Annotated in this window: 20 protein-coding genes; 12 read left to right on the top strand and 8 right to left on the bottom strand. The window is 70.5% G+C overall.

The window, feature by feature from the left end; translation table 11 throughout:
- Positions 1-81 precede the first annotated feature (81 nt).
- From OG858_RS44350 to OG858_RS44360, 3 genes are all read left to right on the top strand, one after another.
- Complete coding sequence (locus OG858_RS44350) at positions 82-1,095, top strand: ABC transporter permease (RefSeq protein WP_086748527.1); 1,014 nt, start codon at positions 82-84, stop codon at positions 1,093-1,095.
- The gene (locus tag OG858_RS44355; RefSeq protein WP_319065857.1) at positions 1,092-1,928 is read left to right on the top strand and encodes an ATP-binding cassette domain-containing protein; all 837 of its coding nucleotides are present in this window, start codon (positions 1,092-1,094) and stop codon (positions 1,926-1,928) included. Before OG858_RS44350 ends, OG858_RS44355 begins: the two co-directional genes overlap by 4 nt.
- A gap of 82 nt (positions 1,929-2,010) precedes the next feature.
- A complete protein-coding gene (locus tag OG858_RS44360) occupies positions 2,011-3,042 on the top strand; it encodes a LacI family DNA-binding transcriptional regulator (protein WP_086748953.1) in 1,032 nt (343 codons plus the stop codon).
- Positions 3,043-3,163: 121 nt separating this feature from the next.
- Here the strand turns inward: OG858_RS44360 and OG858_RS44365 are convergent, their stop codons facing one another.
- Both OG858_RS44365 and OG858_RS44370 read right to left on the bottom strand, forming a co-directional pair.
- Positions 3,164-3,775 (bottom strand): calcium-binding protein, encoded by a 612-nt coding sequence (locus OG858_RS44365; protein WP_328543823.1) that lies wholly within the window; start codon positions 3,773-3,775, stop codon positions 3,164-3,166.
- 313 nt (positions 3,776-4,088) lie between these two features.
- Positions 4,089-4,733, bottom strand: a complete 645-nt coding sequence (locus OG858_RS44370) for a hypothetical protein (protein ID WP_328543822.1) — start codon at positions 4,731-4,733, stop codon at positions 4,089-4,091.
- Between the two features lie 189 nt (positions 4,734-4,922).
- On the opposite strand from OG858_RS44370, the gene OG858_RS44375 reads away from it, so the two are divergent.
- Both OG858_RS44375 and OG858_RS44380 read left to right on the top strand, forming a co-directional pair.
- Entirely contained in the window at positions 4,923-5,120 is a 198-nt protein-coding gene (locus tag OG858_RS44375; protein WP_256960507.1) for a type II toxin-antitoxin system HicB family antitoxin, read from the top strand.
- On the top strand, positions 5,117-5,413 hold the full coding sequence (locus tag OG858_RS44380; protein WP_046704038.1) for a hypothetical protein: 297 nt from the start codon (positions 5,117-5,119) through the stop codon (positions 5,411-5,413). Before OG858_RS44375 ends, OG858_RS44380 begins: the two co-directional genes overlap by 4 nt.
- Positions 5,414-5,472: 59 nt before the next feature.
- On the opposite strand, the gene OG858_RS44385 is transcribed toward OG858_RS44380, so the two are convergent.
- Both OG858_RS44385 and OG858_RS44390 read right to left on the bottom strand, forming a co-directional pair.
- Complete coding sequence (locus tag OG858_RS44385) at positions 5,473-5,940, bottom strand: ATP-binding protein (protein WP_328543821.1); 468 nt, start codon at positions 5,938-5,940, stop codon at positions 5,473-5,475.
- A 142-nt stretch (positions 5,941-6,082) separates the two neighbouring features.
- A complete protein-coding gene (locus OG858_RS44390; protein ID WP_328543820.1) occupies positions 6,083-8,245 on the bottom strand; it encodes a SpoIIE family protein phosphatase in 2,163 nt (720 codons plus the stop codon).
- 206 nt (positions 8,246-8,451) lie between these two features.
- Between OG858_RS44390 and OG858_RS44395 the strand changes: the two genes are divergently transcribed.
- From OG858_RS44395 to OG858_RS44405, 3 genes are all read left to right on the top strand, one after another.
- Positions 8,452-9,498, top strand: a complete 1,047-nt coding sequence (locus OG858_RS44395) for a hypothetical protein (protein ID WP_328543819.1) — start codon at positions 8,452-8,454, stop codon at positions 9,496-9,498.
- 3 nt (positions 9,499-9,501) lie between these two features.
- Positions 9,502-10,611 (top strand): hypothetical protein, encoded by a 1,110-nt coding sequence (locus OG858_RS44400; RefSeq protein WP_328543818.1) that lies wholly within the window; start codon positions 9,502-9,504, stop codon positions 10,609-10,611.
- 192 nt (positions 10,612-10,803) lie between these two features.
- Complete coding sequence (locus tag OG858_RS44405; RefSeq protein ID WP_319321199.1) at positions 10,804-11,115, top strand: NIPSNAP family protein; 312 nt, start codon at positions 10,804-10,806, stop codon at positions 11,113-11,115.
- 747 nt (positions 11,116-11,862) lie between these two features.
- On the opposite strand, the gene OG858_RS44410 is transcribed toward OG858_RS44405, so the two are convergent.
- Positions 11,863-12,624, bottom strand: a complete 762-nt coding sequence (locus OG858_RS44410) for a hypothetical protein (RefSeq protein ID WP_328543817.1) — start codon at positions 12,622-12,624, stop codon at positions 11,863-11,865.
- A 397-nt stretch (positions 12,625-13,021) separates the two neighbouring features.
- Between OG858_RS44410 and OG858_RS44415 the strand changes: the two genes are divergently transcribed.
- The 3 genes from OG858_RS44415 to OG858_RS44425 all read left to right on the top strand — a co-directional run bounded on the left by OG858_RS44415 (position 13,022) and on the right by OG858_RS44425 (position 15,811).
- A complete protein-coding gene (locus OG858_RS44415; protein ID WP_256960480.1) occupies positions 13,022-13,816 on the top strand; it encodes an SDR family NAD(P)-dependent oxidoreductase in 795 nt (264 codons plus the stop codon).
- Positions 13,813-14,574, top strand: coding sequence for an enoyl-CoA hydratase/isomerase family protein (locus OG858_RS44420; protein WP_086748852.1), 762 nt, complete (start codon positions 13,813-13,815; stop codon positions 14,572-14,574). The genes OG858_RS44415 and OG858_RS44420 overlap by 4 nt, the downstream gene beginning before the upstream one ends.
- Positions 14,575-14,674: 100 nt before the next feature.
- Positions 14,675-15,811: a 3-oxoacyl-[acyl-carrier-protein] synthase III C-terminal domain-containing protein gene (locus OG858_RS44425; protein WP_086748853.1), complete on the top strand. Its 1,137-nt coding sequence runs from the start codon at positions 14,675-14,677 to the stop codon at positions 15,809-15,811.
- Positions 15,812-16,407: 596 nt separating this feature from the next.
- Here OG858_RS44425 and OG858_RS44430 read toward each other — a convergent pair.
- On the bottom strand, positions 16,408-17,391 hold the full coding sequence (locus OG858_RS44430; protein ID WP_319065861.1) for a cyclase family protein: 984 nt from the start codon (positions 17,389-17,391) through the stop codon (positions 16,408-16,410).
- 599 nt (positions 17,392-17,990) lie between these two features.
- Here OG858_RS44430 and denD point away from each other — a divergent pair.
- On the top strand, positions 17,991-19,037 hold the full coding sequence (gene denD / locus OG858_RS44435) for a D-erythronate dehydrogenase (RefSeq protein WP_086746462.1): 1,047 nt from the start codon (positions 17,991-17,993) through the stop codon (positions 19,035-19,037).
- Between the two features lie 83 nt (positions 19,038-19,120).
- Here denD and OG858_RS44440 read toward each other — a convergent pair whose 3' ends face one another.
- Positions 19,121-20,548: an MATE family efflux transporter gene (locus OG858_RS44440; protein WP_086746463.1), complete on the bottom strand. Its 1,428-nt coding sequence runs from the start codon at positions 20,546-20,548 to the stop codon at positions 19,121-19,123.
- Positions 20,548-21,606: a cysteine synthase family protein gene (locus tag OG858_RS44445; RefSeq protein ID WP_086746464.1), complete on the bottom strand. Its 1,059-nt coding sequence runs from the start codon at positions 21,604-21,606 to the stop codon at positions 20,548-20,550. Before OG858_RS44445 ends, OG858_RS44440 begins: the two co-directional genes overlap by 1 nt.
- Between the last annotated feature and the right edge of the window lie 6 nt (positions 21,607-21,612).

Raw genomic sequence — 21,612 nt, forward strand, 5'->3', positions numbered from 1 at the left:
ACCGGGGGACGGCCGCCCGCTTGTCCTCGTGCCCTCCGACCAGGGCGGGCAACGACTTCTGTCTTCCGACAAGGACTTCGCATGACAGCCACGACCACACCCCCGGGCACGTCCTCGCCGTACGCCGAGCTCAAAGCACCGACCACGGCCCGCCGACTGCTCACGGCACCGACCACCGGCCCCCTGGTCGCCCTCCTGTTGGCCTGCGCCTTCTTCTCCCTCTCGACCGACCAGTTCCTCACCGGCGGCAACTTCTCGCTGATCGTGCAGCAGGTCATGGTCGTCGGCACCCTCGCCATCGGACAGACCCTGATCATCCTCACGGCGGGCATCGACCTGTCGTGCGGAGCCGTGATGGCGTTCGGCAGCATCATGATCGCCAAGATGGCCGCCGAGGGCTCCCTGCCCCCGCTCGCGGCCATCGCCCTGGGCCTGGTCGTCTGCGGCGGCTTCGGGTTGCTCAACGGGCTGTTGGTGCAGAAGATCCCGCTGCCGCCCTTCATCGTCACCCTCGGCATGCTCAACGTGGCCTTCGCGCTGACCCACATCTACTCCGAGGAACAGACGGTCACCAACCTGCCCGGCCCCCTCACCGCCCTCGGGCAGACCTTCCCTCTCGGCAACACCGACATCACCTACGGCTCCCTGGTCACCATCGCCCTGTTCCTCCTCCTCGCCTACGCGTTGAGCAGCACCGGCTGGGGCCGGCACGTCTACGCCCTGGGCAACAGCCCGGAAGCGGCGCGCCTGAACGGCATCCGCACCTCCCGCCTGACCATCGGTGTCTACACCGTGGCCGGCCTCCTCTACGGCATCGCCGCCGTGCTGCTCATCTCCCGCACCGGAGTCGGTGACCCGCAGGCCGGGCAGACCGACAACCTCGACAGCATCACCGCCGTGGTCCTCGGCGGCACCAGCCTCTTCGGCGGCCGCGGATCGGTCCTGGGCACCTTCATCGGCGTCCTCATCGTCGGTGTCTTCCGCAACGGCCTGCAGCTGATGGGCGTCGCCTCCATCTACCAGACCCTGATCACCGGTGTCCTGGTGATCCTCGCGGTGACCGTCGACCAGCTCTCCCGGAAGAAGGCCCGATGACCGCCACCTCCTCTCCCACGCCCGTGCTGCAGGCCCGCGGCCTGGTCAAGCGCTACGGCCAGGTCACCGCCATCGACGGCGCCGACTTCGACCTGCTGCCCGGCGAGGTCCTCGCCGTCATCGGCGACAACGGAGCCGGCAAGACCAGCCTGATCAAGGCCCTCACCGGCGCGGTGACCCCGGACGAGGGCGAGATACGCCTCAACGGCGAACCCATCACCTTCTCCGGACCGCAGAGCGCACGCGCCCATGGCATCGAGACGGTCTATCAGGACCTTGCAGTGGCCGCCTCCATGGACATCGCCTCCAACATGTTCCTCGGACGCGAACTGCGCCGCTCCGGCGTCCTCGGCAGTGTCTTCCGCATGCTCGACAAGAAGCGCATGCGCGAGGAGGCCGCCGAGCACATGGCCGACCTGAAGATCGGCCTGCGCTCGTTGACCCAGTCGGTCGAGACCCTCTCCGGCGGACAGCGGCAGGCCGTCGCCGTCGCCCGTTCCGTCGCCTGGGCCCGCAGCGTCGTCGTCATGGACGAACCCACCGCCGCCCTCGGCGTCAAGGAATCCGGTCAGGTCCTCGACCTCATCCGCCGCGTCCGGGACAAGGGCATGCCGGTCGTCCTGATCAGCCACAACATGCCGCACGTCTTCGAGATCGCCGACCGGATCCACGTCCACCGCCTCGGCAGGCGCGCCGCCGTGATCAAGCCCTCCGACTACTCCATGGCGGAGGTCGTCGCCATCATGACCGGCGCGCTCACGGTCGACGCGGCCGGAGATACTGTCGTGGCGGATTCCGCGGCGGCCAAGGCCGCAGGAGTCCGGGCCAACTGACGTACGACTGAAGCACTCACAGGTTCCGGCCCAGGCCGTGTCCGGAACCTGTGAGTGACGAGCACAGGAGACCGTTTCCTCCATGGCAGCCAACCGCCGCCCCACCCTGGCCGACGTCGCCCGAGAAGTGGGCGTCAGCGCCAAAACCGTCTCCCGCGTCCTCAACGAGGACGGACCCGCCTCGGCCCAGACCCGGGAGCAGGTCCTGGCCGCCGTGGCCAAGCTCGGCTTCCAGCCGAACCTCATGGCCCGCAACATCCGCGTCGGCGGACCCGACACCACCGTCGGTCTGGTCATTCCCGACCTCGGCAACCCCTTCTTCGGAGCCGTGGCCAGCAGCATCGAGGACACCGTCCGCGACCGCGGCCTGACGCTTCTCATGGGCTCCTCCGCGGACGACCCCGACCGCGAACGCGCGCTGACGGACAAGTTCCTCGCGCGCCGCATCAGCATCCTGATGGTCGTGCCGTCCGTCGGCGCCGAACACTCCCACCTCAAGTCCCACCGCGCCGCCGGCCTGCCCGTCGTCTTCCTCGACCGCCCGGGGGCGGGCCTGGCCACGGACAGTGTGGTCAGCACCAACCGCACGGGCGCCCACGACGGCGTCGCGCACCTGGTCGCCCACGGGCACCGGCGCATCGGCTTCATCGGTGACCTGCCCACCAAGCTCTACACCCGCCGCGAACGTCTGGCGGGCTACCGCTCGGCGCTGCAGGAGAGCGAGATCCCCTACGATCGCGCCCTGGTCACCAACGCCCACGACCAGCACGGTGCCTCCGCCGCCACGTCCCAACTCCTGGGCCTGGCCGACCCTCCCACCGCCCTGTTCGCAGGCAACAACATCGTCGCGCTGGGGATAGTGACCGAACTGGCCCGCACCGGCCGTAAGGACGTCGCCGTCGTCGCCTTCGACGACGTGGCCCTCGCCGAGGCACTCGAACCCGCCTTGAGCGTCGTCGCCCAGGACCCCGAGGAGATCGGCAGGACCGCCGCCATCACCGCTCTGGCCCGCCTGGACGGGGACCGCTCGCGCGCCCGCACCGTCACGGTTCCCACCCGCCTCATCATCCGGGGGTCGGGGGAGCGGCCTGCTCCGGTTCTGCAGCAGGCGTGACCCAGGAGGCGTGTCGGGCACGGCCCAGGTGACCGCCAGGAGCCCGGATCGGTCGTGGGTGGAGCCGCCCTGGCCGGGACCCTCCACCGGGTCCCGGTCAGGGCCTGGCCGGGGGTGAGGGTCAGCGTTCGCAGCTGTCCTCGAGGTCGTTGGCGTCCCCGGTGCAGGTGTCGGTGCCGGCATCTCCGTACGAGCGGTCGTTGCCGGGCGTGGAGTCACCGGCGGTGAGGCGGTCGTCGCCGTTTCTGCCGAACATGGTGTCGTCTCCGGCCCCACCGGTGATGTTGTCGGCCCCGGCGCCGCCGAAGATGGTGTCGTGCCCGCCCTGACCGTCCAGGAAGGTCTGCGCGGTGGCGGTGTAGTCGATCGTGATGATGTCGTCGCCCGTGCCGCCGTTGATGTTGGCGGGCAGGCTGCCCGTCACGAGGACCATGTCACCGAGGTCTCCCATGCCGAGAGTGAGGGTGCGGCCGTCGTACGGACAGGTGACGGTGTCACCGTCGACCTGGGTGCACCCGGATCCCGCGGTGACGGCGTCGCCGCCGTCGCTGATGGTGACAGTGTTGCCGGACCGGGTGACGGAAAGACTGTTCGCCTTCCCTGCCACGGCGTTGACGTGGATGCGAACCGAGTCCACCCGCACGCCGGTCGCGGCGTGGGCCTGGCCGGCCGACAGTACGGTCGCCGCGCCCAGTACCGCGGTCGTCACGCCGGCCTGTACCGCTCTGCGCATTGAGGTTTTCAATGCTCCTCCTGTTCCCCCTGATGAACACGGGCTGGTCTTGCCGTGATCCATCCTGGGCGCGGAGCGGTGGGGGCACATGGGGGGAGCACCCCCAATTACCGTCGGTGATCCGGGTGTCCGCAGTGCGATGTCGCGCTGCGACGTCGCCCCGACTCGCACCTGGAGGACCCATGTCCCCCACTGGTCACAGGACGCCACCCGGAGGCGGTTCGACTGCCGGTCGGCCTGGTGATGTCAGCACCGATGATGAGCCCACCGCGATGCCGACCACCGTGCCGAGGCCACCGCCACCCTCGCCCGCTCAACCCTGGTAGCGGCGAAACTCGTTGCGCAACCTCCAGATCGCCTTCCACCGCCTGGCGTGATGGGCCGCCAACAACGGGTCGGGCGCGTCCGCCCGCTGTACCGCGAGGCTGACCCCGCAGTCCCCGCACAACTGATGGATCCGGTGGACGCCGTCGTGCCAGGCCCTGGCGTTGTCCCGTTTTCCACATACACGGCACGTCGGAACAGCAGCCTCATCGGGCGGGACCGACGAACGGAGCACCCGCTCGACGACCACGGGCAGCGGTTCGTCGGGATGGCTCGTCGGCTCGGGACAGTAGGCGATGTTTCCCCATCCATGCTGCTGGCCCCGCCAGGACGCGTCTGCTCTCAGCTGCCGAAAGCCACGCGCCTTGTCCGCTCGACGACCGATGGCATAGGCGCGTTCGTCAGCGAGCCACAGTTGCCGGGCGTGGTGCAGCTCCTCGACGGCCCTTGTCAGCGAGCTCGGATCCTTCTCCAGATTCCTGGGAATCCCCGCGCTGAGGCAGAGGTGGTGATACGTGGCCCGGAAGCCGTACGGCGCGAACTGGACGAGGCAGGACCGCAGGTTCGTATGCCGGACACACGCGGACAGGCTCTCGTCGTAGACCCGTCTCTGGTGCGTGCCGAAGCTGCTCATCGCGCGACGTTACTGGCTGTCGAACACGGATCGCACTTCATTTTGGCGGCCCGATGTCTCGCGGCGGCCGTGCCCTTCACGAAACCGCTGCCGGGTGCCTCGCCCCGATCAACCGGGTGCAGGCTGCCCACTGGGACCACTTCATGCCACCGACTTACGCCACCGTGGAACGGTGGCTATTCTGCATTCATGTCTGTCACCACGATGACTCTGCGCATTCCTGATGAACTGGCCCCGTCGATCAAGGCGGCGGCCTCGGGCGCCAACATGAGCGTGAACGCGTGGATCGTGCGCGCGGCACGCCGCGCCGCGACTCTCGACGCCGCGCACCAGCTCGCCGATCTCGGCCTCGGAGACGAGCTCGCGGGCGAGGGAGACGCTCTGTGAAACGTGGTGAGGTCTGGGCCCTCCCCGACGAGCGCAATGTTCTGATCATCTCCCTGACCGGCCTGGAAGAGGCTTACGGAGCGGTGGTCGCGATCCTGCTGCACCCCTCCGGGAGGTTCCCCGACACCGCCATGTCCGTCGTGATCGGCGACCCGATTCCGTGTACCGCCGTTGCGGTCAACGTCCAGCAGCTGCGGGCCACCCGGTTCGACGGCGCGAAGCTCCTCGGCGAGATCCACCCCGAGGCGATGGCCCGCGTCGACCAGGCGTTGCGCGCCGTCCTCGACCTGTAGCCCCACCGCCCCGAGTTCCGCCGCCCCACGCCCGCGCCGCCGGGTTCGGCATCCTCGGTTCATGTCCGGCCGGGTCGGCCGCCCGCGCCGTCCGCGAGCATGACCGCGGCGGTCGTGCTCTTGCCGACCGCTTCCCGGTGCACTTCGTAGCTCCGGCACACGGCCATGACGATCTCCAGCCCGTGTTGACCGACCCGGCCGGGCTCTGCGGCCGCGGGCACCGGCAGCGTCGGGTCGCTGTCCCAGACCGTGACCTGCACCGACCCGCCGGACGCCTCCAGATCCAGCAGGCAGGGACCGGGCGCGTACTTCCAGGCGTTCGTCAGCAGCTCGCTGACCACCAGTTGCACGGTGCCCATCGCTCGGGTGGACACCGGAAGGCGCCGGACGGACTGCAGGCGCACGAGGAAGGCTCGGGCCATGGCGCGGCCCTGGGCGATGTCGCCGGGACATCCGTCGTACGCCGCTGAGCTTTTGACCAGCGCGCTGTCCTGCGGCGGGCCGTTGTCGTGGGCAGCCTCGTCCATGCGCTCCGCCCGCTTCCTGAGCCTTGATCGATACACGGGACGTCTACCCCCAAAACCCGGGAACACCGGACTCCGCCGTACCGTCCCGCCATCCGCTCGCGTGCCGTGAGCCAGAACCCGGTTCGCAAGGGAGGACCGTCGCCTACCGGCTGCGCAGGAGGAGCAGGGCGATGTCGTCGGTGCGGATCTGGTGGGGGCCGGCGTGGTGGAGGAGGCTGTCGGCGAGGTCGTCGAGGGGCTGGTCCCCATTGTCGGTGAGGTGGTGGGCGAGGGCTGTGATGGAGTCGGTGATGTCGGTGTCGGGGGTTTCCACGAGGCCGTCGGTGTAGAGGGCGAGAAGTGATCCCGCGGGAAAGGGCGTGGTGGTGACCGGGTAGTCGTCCTCGATGCCCATGCCCATGCCCATGCCCATGCCCATGCCCATGCCCATGCCGATGCCGAGCAGCGGGCCCGGCTCCACCGTGAGCGCCACGGTTCGCGGTGTGGGCGCTGGGCTGCGCAGGAGCGGGGGCGGATGTCCGGCGCTGGCCAGGTGGAGGCGTCGTCCGGCGAGGTCGATGTGGATGTAGAGGCAGGAGACGAACAGGTCGGTTTCGAGATCCGTCAGGACGCGGTTGGTGCGGGCCAGAACTTCGCCGGGCAGCGCGCCGGCGGTGGCGTGGACAGCGGTGCGGACCTGTCCCATGAGGGCCGCGGCGTGCATGTTGTGACCCTGCACGTCCCCGATGACGGCGGCAGCGGTGGTGTCGCTGAGGCGGATCAGGTCGTAGAAGTCACCGCCGATGTCCATGCCGTGGGTGGCCGGCAGATAGCGGGCGGCGACGGCGAGGTCGGGGAAGTGGGGCAGAGCCACCGGTAGGAGGGCCTGCTGCAGACCGTGGGCGAGGTCGTGTTTGGCGTCGTAGAGAAGCGCGCGGTCCATGGCCTGGGCGATGAGCCCGCCCAGTGACACGAGGACGGCGCGGTCGCCCGAGCTGAAGCGGTGCGGCTGGTCGTAGGACAGGACGCAGCAGCCGACGCGGCGGTCGGAGACCAGCAGGGGCAGGAACGCCCAGGCCTGTTTGTCGCTGAGTCCCGATGCCCTGGGGTAGGCGCGGGCCATGTCGGCGCGGTCTGCGAAGAAGGCCGGGATGCCGCTGTGCAGGACATGGCCGGCGGGGGTGAGGTCGGTGTCCAGGGGCAGGCCGTCCAGGCGGGCGACGCTGCGCGGGTCGTAGCCCTGGTGCCCTGCGATCCTCAGGCGTCCTGCGTCGGCGGCGGAGAGGACCATGCCCTGGGCGCCGAACGCGGGCAGGATCTGGTCGGCCACCACGTTGATGACGTCGGCCACGGTGACGGTCTGGCTCAAGGCCGCCGCCAGGTGGATCAGCTGATGGATCCGCCCTGTGCCGGCCTTTGTCGGTGAGGTGCCCAGGTCCGGGGTGATGCGGGGTGGCGACGCGTCGGCCGACTGCCGGTGGCGGCTGGGTGAGACGAGGGCGCTGATGCCGCTGTCGTCGGGGTAGAGCCGGATGTCGAGCCAGTGGTCGGGTGGGCGCAGCGCGGTGTAGGCGACGGGCTCGCGGGTGAAGACGGCGGTGCGGTAGTGGTCCTCGTGGACCGGGTCGTCGAGCCAGGGCACGGACTGCCACGGCAGGGTGCCCAGGAGGCGGTCGGCCCTGCGGCCGAGCAGCCGGGCGGCGGCGTCGTTGAGGTAGGTGATGCGGCCCTGCAGGTCGAAGCCGAGGGCGCCGACGGGCATCCGCTGCAGCAGGTCGACGGCGGCGAGCCCGCTCTGCGCCGGGTCCGGGCCGGGTCGGCGCAGCGGCACGGCGCGGGGCTGATCAGGAATGCTCCAAGGAGCGCGTGCATGATCCAGCACCTGGGTGATGCGGCTCGCGCTGGACAGGATGTGCCCGCGTTCACGCCGGGTCAGTGCGGGTGGGTGGCTTTTGGGCCACACCAGAACCAGTGCCCCCCACCGGCGGACACCGTGCAGGGGAGCGAAGGCCAGCGCGAACTGGTAGGGCAGCCCCGCCGAGGCGTTCGGGTACAGGCGGGCCATGTCCTCCTGACGACCCACCCACACGAGACGGTCCTCCCGTACCGCCTCCGACAGCGGGCCAGCGGCCGATACCGCCACCCGTCGCCACGGTGCCACCGCCATCACCGGCACCCCGCACACCGCGGCCAGGCACAACACCGGCTCAGCCGCGGGCAGCAGGTACACGCCCGCAGCCAGAGCGCCCGTCCGTAGCACCGTGCCGCTGAGCACCTGGTCCAAGGACGCCTCGCCGACGGGTATCACATAACCGCTTTCACTCACATATCAGACAGTATGCCGCCGGAGGTCCGAAAGGGGTCTACGCGTGGCATCCAGCCACCCAGCCCCGGGGACGAACTGCCTCACGGGGTTCCAGGAGTCCTGCGGCGCGGTGGCCTCCGGAGGCAATCGTGATCGGCCGGATGCCGTCTGTTCACAGGTGGGTGAACGCCCCTAGCGTGTGCGACCTTCGCGTTCTGGGGGGTCTCGTGAACGGTCTCCGTGCGGTCGTCGTCTGCCTCGTGATCGCTTGTGCGGCGGTGGTGTCACCGGCTGCGGCTGTGACGCCGGGCTGGTCGGCGCTGCCGGTGCCGGCGGCCGCACCGCCCGTGACCGTGTCCGATCTCGCCGCCCGCGGACCGGGCGAGGCGTGGGCGACCGGGTACGAGCAAGCCACCGATGGAATGCGGCCGATGCTGTACCGGTGGAACGGCACGGCATGGAGCCGGGACACGACCTTCCCCGGCGCCGGTGAGCCGGGCGGGCTCGGCAAGGCACAGTTCGTCGGCAAGGAGGTGTGGATCTTCCACGACCGCGAGGGAGGGGGGCAGATTCTGCGCCGGTCGGCGGGTGGGTGGAGTGCCGTCCCGCTGCCGACCCTGTGGACCTACCAGGACTTCACCGCCGTACCCGGTGGAGCGTGGGTCGTCGGGGAGGACGACAGCGGGACGAAGGTGTTGCACTACGACGGTTCCGGCTGGACCACACAGCCCACCCCGGACGGCGTGCGGTACCTGATGGGAATCACCGCGCGTACCGCCACCGACGCCTGGGCCTGGGCGGACACCAACACCGGGACCACCGTCCTGCGCTGGGACGGCACGGCGTGGCGGGACGCGAAGGTACCGCTGCCCCCGAACAGCAACGTGCACACGATCATGCTCGATCCGTCCGGCCGGGTCACCATCGGCGGCAGCCAGTACACCGACGGTGTGGCCCGCACCTACCTGATGACCCGGAACGGGCAGGCCTGGCGCACCGCCTACCCACCGCTGGGCGACACCTCCACCGAGGCCATGGTGCGCGGCCCGGACGGCGCACTGTGGCTGCCCGTGCGCAGCGACCGCGCGTTCCAGTCGAAGTACGCACGGGTGGACGGCTTGCGCACCACATTCTCCTACGGCCCGGAGCGCACGAACGCGATCGACGTCAAACCGCGTGCACTGGTGAAGGCCGGGTCAGCACTGATGTCCTTCGGGACCGTCGAGATCTACGGCTCGAAACCGAACCTGATGAGCGAGAGGCTGGGAGGCTGACCCATGGCACGCCGACTTCTTGTCGCGGCCCTCGCCGCCGCCATGACCATCCTCACCGTCATGACCTCGGCGGCGGCGGAAATCCTGTCCTGGCAACACGTTCCGGTCCCGGCCCAGGTACGCCCACAGGCAGGTCTGCAGGATGCCGTGGCGTTCGGGCCCGACCGGGCATGGGCGGTGGGTGCCGACGCCGTCGGTCGCGAGGCGCCGGGCTTCCCGCTGGTCCTGCGCTGGGACGGAACCGCGTGGCAGCGCCAGCCGCTGCCCGGGATCGGCTGGCAGGGAGAGCTGCTGTCGGTCGCCGCGACCTCACCGACCGTGGTCTGGGCGGTCGGCCGCGACTCCGCGGGCGGCGCCCACCTGCTCCGCTTCGACGGCAGCGCCTGGCAGGAGGGCAGGGTGCCGCGCGGCGTTCTGCTGACCAAGGTCGTCACCGGCGGCGGTGAGACCTGGCTGATCGGTTCGCGGGACGGAGCACAGGTCCTGCTGCGCCGGGACGGGTCCGGCTGGCGGGACATGCCGGTCCCGCCGGGAGCCGTGTACGGCCTGCACATCCTGGCGGCCGACGACGTCTGGGCCGCGGGCGCCGCCGCCACGGGTGCGGCCGTGTCGCACTGGAACGGGCAGGAGTGGCAGCAGACGATCGTGGACGGGTTCCCGCGGTCCGCCGTGGGCAGCGTGCTGGCGGTCTCGCCGACGGAGGTGTGGGCGGGTGGCACGGCCGGGTTCGTCGGCGGCCCGGTGGGCCGGCCGATTCCGCCGCTGCTGGTCCGCTTCGACGGGCAGGCGTGGAGCCGGGTGACCATGCCCACCGACTTCGGCTCGATCACCTCACTGGTGCCCGACACGTCCGGCGCGTTGGCCTGGGTCTCGGTGGCCCGCTCTCAGAAATGGGGCCCGCCGGGCAGCAGTCCGCCGTTCGTCCCCGGGCCGGATTTCCTTGCCTGGAACGGACAGTCGTTCACCGAGTACAGCGAACCGGCGGTGGCCGGGGAGGGCGACTCCTCGATGCTGCGGCTGGCGCCCGTGCCAGGCACGACGGCGGTGTGGTCCGTCGGCCGTGCCGACGGACCCGAGGGCACCTTCGCCCCACGCGTCCTGCGATTCGGCTGAGAGGACGACGCTTCTGGCTGTGGCGCCGGGCATCGAGTGGCGCCGGCTGGGGGCGAGAGCCTCGCTCGGCCGGACCAGGATGTCGGTGTCGGCGTCGGCGGAACGATCCGTCACCGGTGCACCGGGCCGGGGGGTGGGCGTGGGCGGGGCGGTCGCCTTCGATCCTGCGTCGCCCCGCTGCATCATGGGCGCATGATCACCGTTCATCTGACGTACGAGATCGACGCCGACAAGCTGGAGGACTTCGAGGAGTACGGCCGCCGCTGGGTTGGGCTCGTCAACCGTTTCGGCGGGACGCACCACGGCTACTTCCTGCCGAGCGAGGGTGACAGCGACATCGCCTACGCTCTCTTTTCCTTTCCCAGTCTCGCTGCGTACGAGCAGTACCGCACGGACAGCAAGTCCGACCCGGACTGCCAGGACGCGTTCGAACTGGCTCGCCGAACACGCTGCATCAAGCGGTACGAACGCCGCTTCCTCCGGCCGCTCGACGGGGTCTCCTAGGCCTACGTGAGGTGTGTGCTGTGACCGTGACGAGCAGCTGTGCGCAGCGCGGCGATGACGGCGGTGGCCGTGGGGTTCGCAGTGTCGGCGTGACGCGTCGCCGCGAACGGCAGGCGGTGATCGGGTGGTCCTCGCTGAGCGCCGTGCGGATACCGGGTGTGGCCGGGCGATGGCCGTCCGGGGGATGGGCGCAGTGGCGGGGCCGGCCCGGACGAGGTGGAGTTGGGGCGCGATGTCGGTGGTGACGTACGGCGTTGAAGGGGGTGAATCCGGCCTCGTGGCAGGCCTGCAGGACAGGGCGGCCCGCCCGCAGTCCGTCGTCGGCGGCGGCACGGAGAGGCTGTGGGTGGCCAGTTCCCGAAGGGTGATGGCCGTTCGTCGGCTCGGTCCGCCGCGATGACGACCAGTAGCGGATCAGCGAGCAGTCGGTAGGCGTCGACGACCCGAGGCATGGTGTCGGGCAGGTGGTGATGGCAGTGTGCCGAGAGGCTCACCATCGAGCTGCAGGCACCGCTCTACGCCACCGGGGCCTCCCGGCTGCGTTTCGAATTCGGTGAACTCGTCAGGGGGTTGACCACCTTTTGGCCTTGGCCTTGGCCTTGGCTTGACAAGGCGCTGCGGCAGCCGTGAGCCGGAGTGAGGGACGACATGCCCAAGCTGTCCTCGCCCTCGCCCGCCGCCTAGGCGACGTCACGTGGGTCCTCTGATCCCAGAGCCGACGCCTCCGCGACGACGTGCCACCGCCGGTCACGGTGTCGCTCTGGTCGTCGTCCCGTGCCGCAGTCCGTCCAGGACCGCCTGCACCTGGCGGTGACCGACTTCCTCGCGGGACCAGACGAGCGTCGAGCGGTGCGAATTCCTCTGATCCCAGGTGTCGCACTCCATGACGGCAACGGTGTCCGACAGCCGCCACCGCGAGGAACTCCATGAAGCTTCGGGTACTTCCACGAGGCCGTCGAGGAGTGTGACGGCCGAGGCCGTGAGACTGCCCAGGTGCCATGGCCTCCACGTCGCCACGGTGTCGGTGAGGGCATGCGATTCGATCAGGTGCGGGATGGACGGTGCGATGAGGAGGTAGGGACTGCCGCCATCGACGTCGGTGCCCACACTGCCGTCGGTATGGAGCAAGTGCCGGCAGGGCTTCGACACCCGCTCACCGGTCCATTCGAAGTACCAGCCGCCTGTCCCGTGGTCCTGCCATGCACGCGTCTTCACGCCGAGGTGGTCGTACTCCCACCCGCGGGCGGTCTCGTACCGGTTCCCGTCCACGACCCGGCTCTGTCGCACCTCGTAGCGCAGGCCTCCGAATCTCTGCTCGAATCCCTCGCATCGGATGATGAGGTCCATGGGGGCGGGGACGAGTTTCCCCGCGTGGTCGTGCACTTGCCAAAGCTCTATCGGCAGCCCGAACCGGGAGGGGCGCTCACGCCTGCCTGTCCGGCGCAGGAAATCCTGTGCGCGCGCCGAGAGTTCGGACGGGTCTTCCAGGATGTGCATCCTGAACTTCATTCCGGAGGAGGGTGTGGCTGTCAGGCAGTCACATTACCCAGCACCAGCCTCTCCCCGCGGCTTGCCGGAGGAGCGGGCGCGGGCGCTCGCGGACACCGCCGGATCAGTTCTCTGTCGGGCCTCTCCCCGAGGGAGCTGGTGGAGAGCGTCACCGGGGAGAAGCGGGTGGAGTCGGCGGAGTCGGCGGAGTCGAGGCTGCCGCAGGTGCATCGGCGCAGAGACGCAGGACGTCAATCCGGCGTGGCGGAATGAGTCGCTCGGACGGGTGACGGCGATCTTGGGACAGGTCTCTGATCATGGGTGATACGCGGATTCCGGCTTCATGAAACGGATCTTGGGCGGGCTATGTTCCGGAGGCCGGGAAACGTGCCGGCATTCGCGAACAGGAGCTCGTGTGGTGACAGTGAGTGATCGGCAGGTCGTAGGGCCGGACCTGCCGAAGGAGCCGACCGTCGACCGGCCGCAGGTCCTACGGGGTATGACCGCCGTCGTCACCGGTGGCACCACGGGGCTGGGGCGCCACCTGGCGGAAGGCTTCCTCGCGGCCGGGGCACGGGTCATGTGCGGTGCGCGAGGCGCACGCGACGTCGCGGATCTGGTGGCCGACCATGCGGACCGGGCCGCGTATGTCCCCACGGATGTGCGCGACCCCGACTCACTGCGACGGCTGATGGCCGAAACCACCGAACGGTTCGGGCGTATCGACATCGTGGTGGCCAACGCCGGAATCACCCGCAACGGCGGTGTCGCCAGGCTCGCTGCCGCTGACTGGCGTGCGGTGATGAACACCAACGTGGACGGTGTCTTCCACACGGTGCAGGCGGCGCTGCCGCACCTGGAGGCCGGTGGCAGCATCCTGACGGTCTCCTCGGCAATGGCCTCCCGGGCGGTGCCCGGGGCGAGTGCTTATGCCACGTCCAAGGCCGCGATCGAGGCGTTCACCCGCTGCTGCGCGGTCGAGTTCGCTGCCCGCCGGATCCGGGTCAACTGCCTTTCGCCCGGCATCCTGAGTGTGGGCATGGGTGAAGTCGTCGGATCGGACGAGCGACTGCGCCAGTTGTACTGGCCCCGGATGCTCGCCGGGCGCGCGGGCACCCCCCTGGAGGCGGTCGACGCGGCCGTGTTCCTGGTCAGTCCGGCCGCCTCCTATGTCAACGGCCATGTGTTCGAGGTCAACGGGGGACTGCTGTGACGGTGCGGCTGGAGATCGACCAGAACGTGGCGTGGCTCCACCTGGACCGGCCGCCGCTCAACCTCTTCGACACCGGCCTTCAACTCGCCGTCGAGCGGGCGCTCCACGAGGTGGGCGCTCGCTCCGGTATCCGCGCCGTGGTGTTCACCGGTTCGCACGGGCACTTCTCCGCAGGCGGGGACGTCAGGGAGATGGCCACGTTGACGGACGAAGGGGCGGCCGAGTACGCGGCCCGCATCAGCCGTCTCACCCGGGAGGTCGCGGCCATCGCGATGCCGGTGGTCGCGGCGGTGCAGGGATACGCGTTGGGAGGCGGGTGTGAGTTGGCCCTGGCCGCCGATTTCCGGATCTGCACACCGACCGCCCGGTTCGGACTGCCCGAAACCCCGCTCGGGCTGATCCCCGGTGCGGGAGGCACACAGCGGCTGCCGCACCTGATCGGGGGCTCGCGCGCCAAGGACATCGTCTTCTCGGGACGACAGGTCGATGCCGAGGAGGCCACCCGGATCGGACTGGTCGACCAGGTGGTGCCCACCGCCGAGCTCCACACCGCGGTCATGCGGTGGTTGGCGCGCTACACCGCCCACCCCGCCGCGGCCGTGGCGGCGGCGAAACAGGCGATCGACGCGTCCGTCGAGACCTCACTCGCCCAGGGCCTCGACTTCGAACACGACCTCTTCGCCCCCCTCCTCGCCGCCGGCGAACGAACCCGTCACTTCCAGAGCTTCCAGAGGGCTTCCGCGCCGGTTCCTTCCTGACTGGCCGAGAAGCGCCGAGAAGCGCCGAGAAGCACCCCCACCGCCGTGCACCATCGCTCCCGCCGGCAACAGCCTGCCGCCAACCGAAAGCACCGCCCCGATGCTCACAGCACCCAGTCCGTTCCCCTACGCCGTCACCGGTGCCCACACCACACTGGGACCGGTGATCACCATGGACGCATGGGCCAAGCTCGCGCAGGTCCCCGACCGCCGTGAGCCCGGCAGCGTCCTCGACGGCTCCTTCATCACCCGCCTCCTCGGCATCGAGGGCAAGAGCTGGGGACCGGACCAGTTCGCCACACTGGAGACGGTCGCCGAAACCGCCCGAGCGGCCCTTGCCTGTGCCCGCCTCGATGCCCGCGACATCACCGCCGTCATCGTGGTCACCTGCAATCCGTACCAGACCCTCCTCGACCAGGATGCCTTCACCGTCATGCGCATGCTGGGCATCAGGGACCACGTACCACCCCTGCAACTCGGCGCGGGCTGTGCGGGCCTGGCGCGGGCCGCCGCCCTCGTGGCCCAGCTGGCCACCGAACGGGCCCTGGTCATCGCCTACAGCGTCCCCAGCCGGATCACCTTCGACGAGGACGGCGTCATGCTCCCCGCCTACCGGGAGAACGCCGTCCACCCCTACGGGAAGAACCTGTGGGCGACTCCGGCGCTGTTCTCCGACGCCGCGGCAGCCATGGTTCTGGAGCGCGACGAGGACATCGACGGCCTGGTGCTGTATTCCCGAGACAGTCAGTCCTTCGGCAACGAGTCCGGGCTCGACGACCCCCTGATCCACTTTCTGGGTGGCGGCACCGAGCACCCCGGCGGCGCACCAGGCTCGGCGGAACTGTCGTGCTTCGGCATGAACGCGCCCGAGATCGGCCGCTACTACAGCGGTGGCATGACGCTCAACCACCAGGCGCTGGAAGCCGCGCGCCCCGGATACCTCGACCATGTCCACCGGGTCTACACCCACCAGGCCAACCCGCGCCTGGTCGAGGAATTCATCCAGCACACCGGCCTCACGGCCGATCAGGCGCCCAGCAACGTACGACAACTGGGCAACACCGTCTCACCGTCCACGCTGGCGCTGCTGCACGCCGACCAGGAGAACGGCGATCTCTCCTACGGCGACCGTGTCTGTTTCTCCGTCGTCGGTTCAGGACCCGAACGCGGCGCGTTCATCACCCCGATCCGCATCCCGGCCCTCCGGCCGCTCGACTCGACTCGCACGCTGACGTGACGCACGGCATCGTGCCGTCCCCGGCAGTTCTCGCCGTCGGCCTCACCGCCCCTCCTGAGGCCGGCCGGTCGACGGCCGGTGTGGCTCATCCTGCGGGTCCGTACCGCGGTGCCCGCAGTCGTGTCCCTGGCTCTCACGGTCGGAGTCGCCTCGACCGGCCACGGCCGTCTTTTCGGCCCCGGGGAGAACGCGATCCTGCTGCGAGACCCGCTGGTCCGAACGTGTGACCATCGCCGCCGACCCGCGCGTCTTCGTCGCCCATCACGTCACTGGGATTCTCGTGCAGACGCAGACGCAGACGCACATGGCACGACGCACGATGGCCGCCTCGGGGCCGACGACCTCGACCCGGTCCTGGCCGGTATCGAACGGGCCGCCACCGAGGCCCTGGCATCCGGCATCCGTGGGACGCACCGTGGGTGCGCTGCGCGACGCCGGGCAGGAGGGGCCGACCTGCGGCCCGTGGGCGATCTCGCGGGCATCCGCGACGGTCGAGGGATTCGCGAGCCCGATCGAGGCGCAGCGCTTCCGCCGCTGTGCGGGAGGAAGTCGACGGCGGACGTGCTGTCGACGCCGACCAGGAGCGCCGCGGCCGGTCACAGCACCGCCACCGGGTTGACCGGCGAGCCGGTGCCGCCCGGCACGTTCAGGGGCGCCACGACGGTCATGAAGGCGTAGCGGCCGACTTCGGCGCAGGCGGCGGAGAGCGACTCCAGGTCGAGGTTGTCCAGCAGCGGCACGCCCATGGCGGTGATGGCGAGGGCATGCACGGGGGAGGACACGCCCTCCACGGGCGAGGGCCGGACGTCGCTGTCGCCGTCGCCGCCCAGCAGCGCGATGCCGCGCTCGGCGAGCAACGGCATGGCATCCACATGAAAACCGGCGCTGGCGTTGTCGGGGTTCCAGGGCCCCAGCTCCCGACGGCGGCGAAAGTGGCCGGACCGCAACAGGACGGCATCGCCCTCGCCGACGGTCACGCCCAGGGCCTTCTCGGCCGCCAGGATGTCATCGGCGTGCACGGCCGTGCCGGGCTCCAGCCAGTCGCGGCCGAGCGCGACGGGCATGTCGATCAGGACACCCCGGGTCACCAGGGGGCCCAGGGCGGCGACCGCGCCGAACCGGGCCCCCTTGGCATCGACGGACCCGCGTGCGTCCTGCCCGTCGTACAACTGCCCGCGGTAGGCGATGTGCGACAGGGCGTCCAGGTGGCTGACGCCCTTGCCGTGGTAGTCCGCGGCGATGAAGTCCTTGTGGCAGGTGGGTTCCGGGGGCTCGACGTCGCCCAGCTCCGTCATGTGGTGCAGAGCGGGCTTGGCGTTGTCGGGACCGGGCACCGTGTTCCACGGCAGGGCCATCGGGACGACGGTACCGGATCGCACCAGGGCGGACGCCTGTCGCACGTGGTCCGGGGTGATCCGGTTGACGGCGCCGCGGTCGGCCGGGGTCCAGCGGCCCCAGGTGCGCAGCCGGTCGAAGAGCGCGTCGAACTCCGCACGCGTCACGGCGGGGCCGTTGTCGGGACCGCTGGACGTTCTTCCGGCGCGGTCGCGGGACGAGGGGCCGGTCGGGGTGGTGGTCATGGGGGGATCAGCGCTCCAGGGATCGGACCGGCGCGGGGCGGGTAGGGGCGCGCCGCGGCCGGGAGACGCCGGAGCGGACGAGCGCGGCCACGGCGTCGTGGCCGCAGAGTCAGCGAGACACCATGGCCAGTGCGCATGCTTCAGGAGACCCCCTCGCTGCGCGCCGTGCACCACGAGAAGCAGTTGAGTCGGCAGAAGTGCTGGTGCCGGAGATCAGCCGGCGGCCGGGGCCAAGCCCGACCGGCCCGAGGACACCAGGCCGAGCGCGCTGGTCGTTGCCGCGCTCGCCTGTCTGGACGTGGCCGCCACGGGCTGGGTGGCCTGCGAGGGCACGAAACATTGCCGGCCGTGCTGCTGGACCGGGCGATGGGCGCGTCCGCGGAGTGGACCGCCCGCGCCGTTTCACCTACTGCTGGTCATCTCCCCGTGGACGACGGCTGCGGCCTTGCCGGAGTCGCCTTCCGTGAACCCTCCCGACGGACACGGCCTGTTTTGTCGGTCAGGCCGTCGCGCTCGGCGATCGAGAGCGGGTCCGCCGAGTTCCCGGAGGGGTCCGTGGGCATGCTGCACTCGCGGATCCGACTACAGGGAGGCACCGCATGAGGGTCGTCATCACGGGTGGCTTCGGCTTTCTGGGACGACAGGTCACCGGCACGCTGCTCAAGGCGCGGACGTTTTTGGGGGTACCGATCGATCGCCTGGTGCTCGTCGACCGGGTCGTGCCGTCCGAGCCGCCGTCGGCGTTCGACCCGCTCGTGGAGATCGTGCGGGGCGACCTGATGGACCATCTCGGTGAAGTGTTCGCACAACCGGTGGACGTGCTGATCCACCTCGCCGCCGCCGTCTCGGCCGAGTGCGAGGCCGACTTCGACCTCGGGATGGGCGCCAACCTGGACACCACCCGCGCGCTTCTCGAGGCCGCTCGGGCACAGTCGGCCGCCGGCGGGCCGACGCCGCGCCTGGTGTTCTCCAGCAGCGTGGCGGTCTATGGTCCCGACCCGGCGCTCCCACTGCCGTCTGTCGTCAGCGAGGCGACCCTGCCCACGCCACGATCGAGCTACGGGATCCAGAAACTCGTCTGCGAGCAACTGATCGCGGACTACACCCGACGCGGTTTCGTCGACGGACGCGTCGCTCGCCTGGTGACCGTGACGGTGCGGCCCGGCAGGCCGAACGCCGCCGCCTCCGGCTTCCTGTCCGGCATCATCCGTGAGCCGCTCGCGGGCCTCCCGGCCGTTTGCCCCGTACATCCCGACCTGCGGGTGGCCCTGGCCTCGCCACGACGCACCGTGGAGGCGATCCTGCGCATCGCGGAAGCGGAGCGCGGGGCGGGCGCAGGCCGGCTCGACGGCGCACTGCCGGTCAACCTTCCGGCACTCACGGTCTCGGTCGCCGAGATGCTGGCCACGCTGCGGCAGGTGGCCGGCGACGCCGTCGCCGACCTGGTGACGGTCAGGCCAGACCCTGCCGTCGAGGCCATCGTGGGCTCGTGGCCCTCCGCCTTCGACAGCACGCGCGCCGCCGCGCTCGGGCTGGCTCCCGACCCGAGCTTCGTATCGGTGGTGCGGGACTACCTTGCCGACCACCCCGACGCGGTCCTGGCCGGATCGTCGCTCGCAGCCGACGAGTTGGGCCAGGGCCGATAGCGGTCCGGCTGCGCTTGCCGCTGACGCTCAGTGAAGGCGCCGCGCCGGCCGAGGTGATGGTGATGAGATCCCGTTGTCGTCTTTCAGGTTGCCGCCACCGCTGTGGGCGCCACGTGAAGGCGGATGCCGCGGTTGAACCGGCGCAGCAGGAGCAGGGCGGTGGTGGCCAGCCCGGTGAGCAGGCCGAGCCAGATGCCTATGGTGTCCCAGCCCGTGGCGAAGCCGAGGAGCGCGGCGGCGGGCAGGCCGACGAGCCAGTAGCCGACCAGGGTGACGCGGAAGCCGCCCTTGGTGTCGTCGAGGCCGCGCAGGAGGCCGACGCCTATGTTCTGCGCGCAGTCGAAGAACTGCATCACCGCGGCGATCAGGAGGAGGTTCGTGGCGAGGTCGGTGGCCGCCCGGCTGTCGCCCTCGAAGAACGGCGCCAGCACCGCACCCGGCAGTACGACGTAGACGATCGCCACGACCGCCATGACCGCGGCGGCGCAGGCGAGGGCCGTCGACTTGAGGCGCCGGGCGGCGGCCGTGTCGCCGAGGGCCAGTTCACGGCTGACGCCGAGGGACGCTGCGTGGGAGAGGCCGACGGCGATCTGGAACACGATGTAGACGAGCTGGTTGACGGCGGTGTGCGCGGCCAGCGCGGCCGTGCCGAAGCTGCCCACCAGCAGGGCGACGACGGAGAAGAAGCCCGCCTCGGAGCCGTACGTGGCGGCGATCGGCGCGCCCAGACCGGTGAGCCGGCGCAGGGTGGCCGGGCGGGTCTTCCAGATGCTCAGCGACAGCACCGGCGCCAGACGGGGATCGCGCCGGGCGGAGAGATACAGCGCCACGGCCGACAGCGCGTACACCGAGGTGGTGGCCAGTCCGATGCCCGGCAGCCCCAGCTTCGGCAGACCCCAGGTGCCGTGGATGAAGACCCAGTTGAGGCCCGCGTTCACGGCGATCGAGGCGATCGTGATGCGCAGCAGGGCCTGCGGGCGGCGCATGCCCACCGTGAACTGGCGGATCGCCTGGAACCACAGGCACGGCAGCAGTCCGGGTGCCATCGCGTACAGCACCGGCTTCGCCGCGTCGACGACATCCGGGTCCTGACCGAGGAACACCACGGCGTGCCCGATCGCCACCATCAGCAGCGCTCCCGCGAGACCCGCGAGCGTGGACAGCAGCAGGCTCGCGCGGACCAGGTCCCGGACCTCCTCACGAGCGGCGTCCGCCTCGGCGCCCTCTGCCTCGGCACCCTCCGCCTGCGTGCCCTGGGCCTCGGCGCGCGCGTCCGCCGCGGCGACCTGGTTGCCCACGGCGGTGACCAGTCCGACGCCCATGGTCCGCAGCTGGTTGAAGATCACCAGGGCGAGGCCGCCGGCGGCCAGGGCCTCGGTACCGATCAGGCCCATCATGATCGTGTCGGTGGTGGTGAGCGCGACCTGGGCGAGCTGGGTGAGTGCGAGCGGTACGGCGAGGGTCGCCAGGCCGCGGCTGTCGGTGAGGAGGCGGGTGAGGGAGGGTGGCATCAGTGGATTTCCTGCGGGGATTCGGGTGCTGAGATGCGGCGGAGTTTGGTCAGCAACTCGTCGACCTCGCGCTCCACTTGGGGGGAGAGGAGATCACGGGCGGCCATCCAGTCGTCGTCGAAGACGGTGTCCATGTACTTCTCCCCGCCGTCGTTGATCAACGCGACCATAGTGGTGCCGGGCGGCAGCGAGGACAGCCGGGTCAGTGCCTCGTACACGACTCCGCCCGCGGAGCCGCCGAGGAGCAGTCCGGCGCGCCGGGCGACGGCCCGCGCGGTGGCGAACGCCTCGACGTCCCCGACCTTCACTCCCTCGTCCAGCAGCGAGTAGTCGACCATCGCCCCGATCGTCGCACCCTCGGGCGTGCCGGTGCCCGACTGGTAGTAGTCGTGCGCGGGCGGCCCGAACGCGATCGATCCCTTCGGCTCCACGCCGACGATCCGCAGCCCGGGCACGCTCTCCCGCAGCGGGCCCCCGGTCCCGAACAGCCCGCCGCCGGTGCCCACCGCACCGACGAGGATGTCGATACGGCCGTCCAGTGCGGCGTGGAGTTCCCGGGCCACCGGGTGGTAGCCGACTCCGTTGGCCATGTTGTTGTGCTGCTCGGTGAAGTAGGCGTTGTCGGACTCGGCGGCCATCTTCTCCGCGAACTCCTCGCGGGCGGCGGTGGCAAGGTCCTCGTCCCCGCCGTCGGCGACGTACACCAGCTCCGCACCGAGGGCTTTCATCGCGCGCAGCTTGTCGACGGCCGCGTGGTGGTCGACGACGGCGGTGAAGGTGTAGCCGCGCTCGGCGGCCACGACGGCCAGGCCGAGCCCGGTGTTGCCGGAGGTCGACTCGATGATCCGGCCGCCGGGGCGCAGCATGCCGCGCTCCTCGGCGTCGATGACCATCTGCCGGGCCATCCGTATCTTGGCCGTGCCGGTCGGGTTGAACTGCTCCAGCTTCAGCAGCAGCCTGGCGTCGCTCTCCGTGCGGGCCAGCTCGAACAGCGGGGTGGCGCCGATGAGTTCGGAGACCTGCCGCACGATGGGCGGCCGGTACAGGGGGTCGTCCATGGGGGC

Origin of the sequence: Streptomyces europaeiscabiei (assembly GCF_036346855.1) — a bacterium.
GTDB lineage: Bacteria > Actinomycetota > Actinomycetes > Streptomycetales > Streptomycetaceae > Streptomyces > Streptomyces europaeiscabiei.

Bases quoted from the DNA above. Each gene is read 5' to 3' on its own strand.
- OG858_RS44400 (WP_328543818.1), top strand. From the start codon at position 9,502: ATGGCACGCCGACTTCTTGTCGCGGCCCTCGCCGCCGCCATGACCATC.
- OG858_RS44365 (WP_328543823.1), bottom strand. From the start codon at position 3,775: ATGCGCAGAGCGGTACAGGCCGGCGTGACGACCGCGGTACTGGGCGCG.
- OG858_RS44445 (WP_086746464.1), bottom strand. From the start codon at position 21,606: ATGGACGACCCCCTGTACCGGCCGCCCATCGTGCGGCAGGTCTCCGAA.
- OG858_RS44370 (WP_328543822.1), bottom strand. From the start codon at position 4,733: ATGAGCAGCTTCGGCACGCACCAGAGACGGGTCTACGACGAGAGCCTG.
- OG858_RS44440 (WP_086746463.1), bottom strand. From the start codon at position 20,548: ATGCCACCCTCCCTCACCCGCCTCCTCACCGACAGCCGCGGCCTGGCG.
- OG858_RS44385 (WP_328543821.1), bottom strand. From the start codon at position 5,940: ATGGACGAGGCTGCCCACGACAACGGCCCGCCGCAGGACAGCGCGCTG.
- OG858_RS44355 (WP_319065857.1), top strand. From the start codon at position 1,092: ATGACCGCCACCTCCTCTCCCACGCCCGTGCTGCAGGCCCGCGGCCTG.
- OG858_RS44405 (WP_319321199.1), top strand. From the start codon at position 10,804: ATGATCACCGTTCATCTGACGTACGAGATCGACGCCGACAAGCTGGAG.
- OG858_RS44425 (WP_086748853.1), top strand. From the start codon at position 14,675: ATGCTCACAGCACCCAGTCCGTTCCCCTACGCCGTCACCGGTGCCCAC.
- denD (WP_086746462.1), top strand. From the start codon at position 17,991: ATGAGGGTCGTCATCACGGGTGGCTTCGGCTTTCTGGGACGACAGGTC.
- OG858_RS44360 (WP_086748953.1), top strand. From the start codon at position 2,011: ATGGCAGCCAACCGCCGCCCCACCCTGGCCGACGTCGCCCGAGAAGTG.
- OG858_RS44410 (WP_328543817.1), bottom strand. From the start codon at position 12,624: ATGAAGTTCAGGATGCACATCCTGGAAGACCCGTCCGAACTCTCGGCG.
- OG858_RS44430 (WP_319065861.1), bottom strand. From the start codon at position 17,391: ATGACCACCACCCCGACCGGCCCCTCGTCCCGCGACCGCGCCGGAAGA.
- OG858_RS44375 (WP_256960507.1), top strand. From the start codon at position 4,923: ATGTCTGTCACCACGATGACTCTGCGCATTCCTGATGAACTGGCCCCG.
- OG858_RS44350 (WP_086748527.1), top strand. From the start codon at position 82: ATGACAGCCACGACCACACCCCCGGGCACGTCCTCGCCGTACGCCGAG.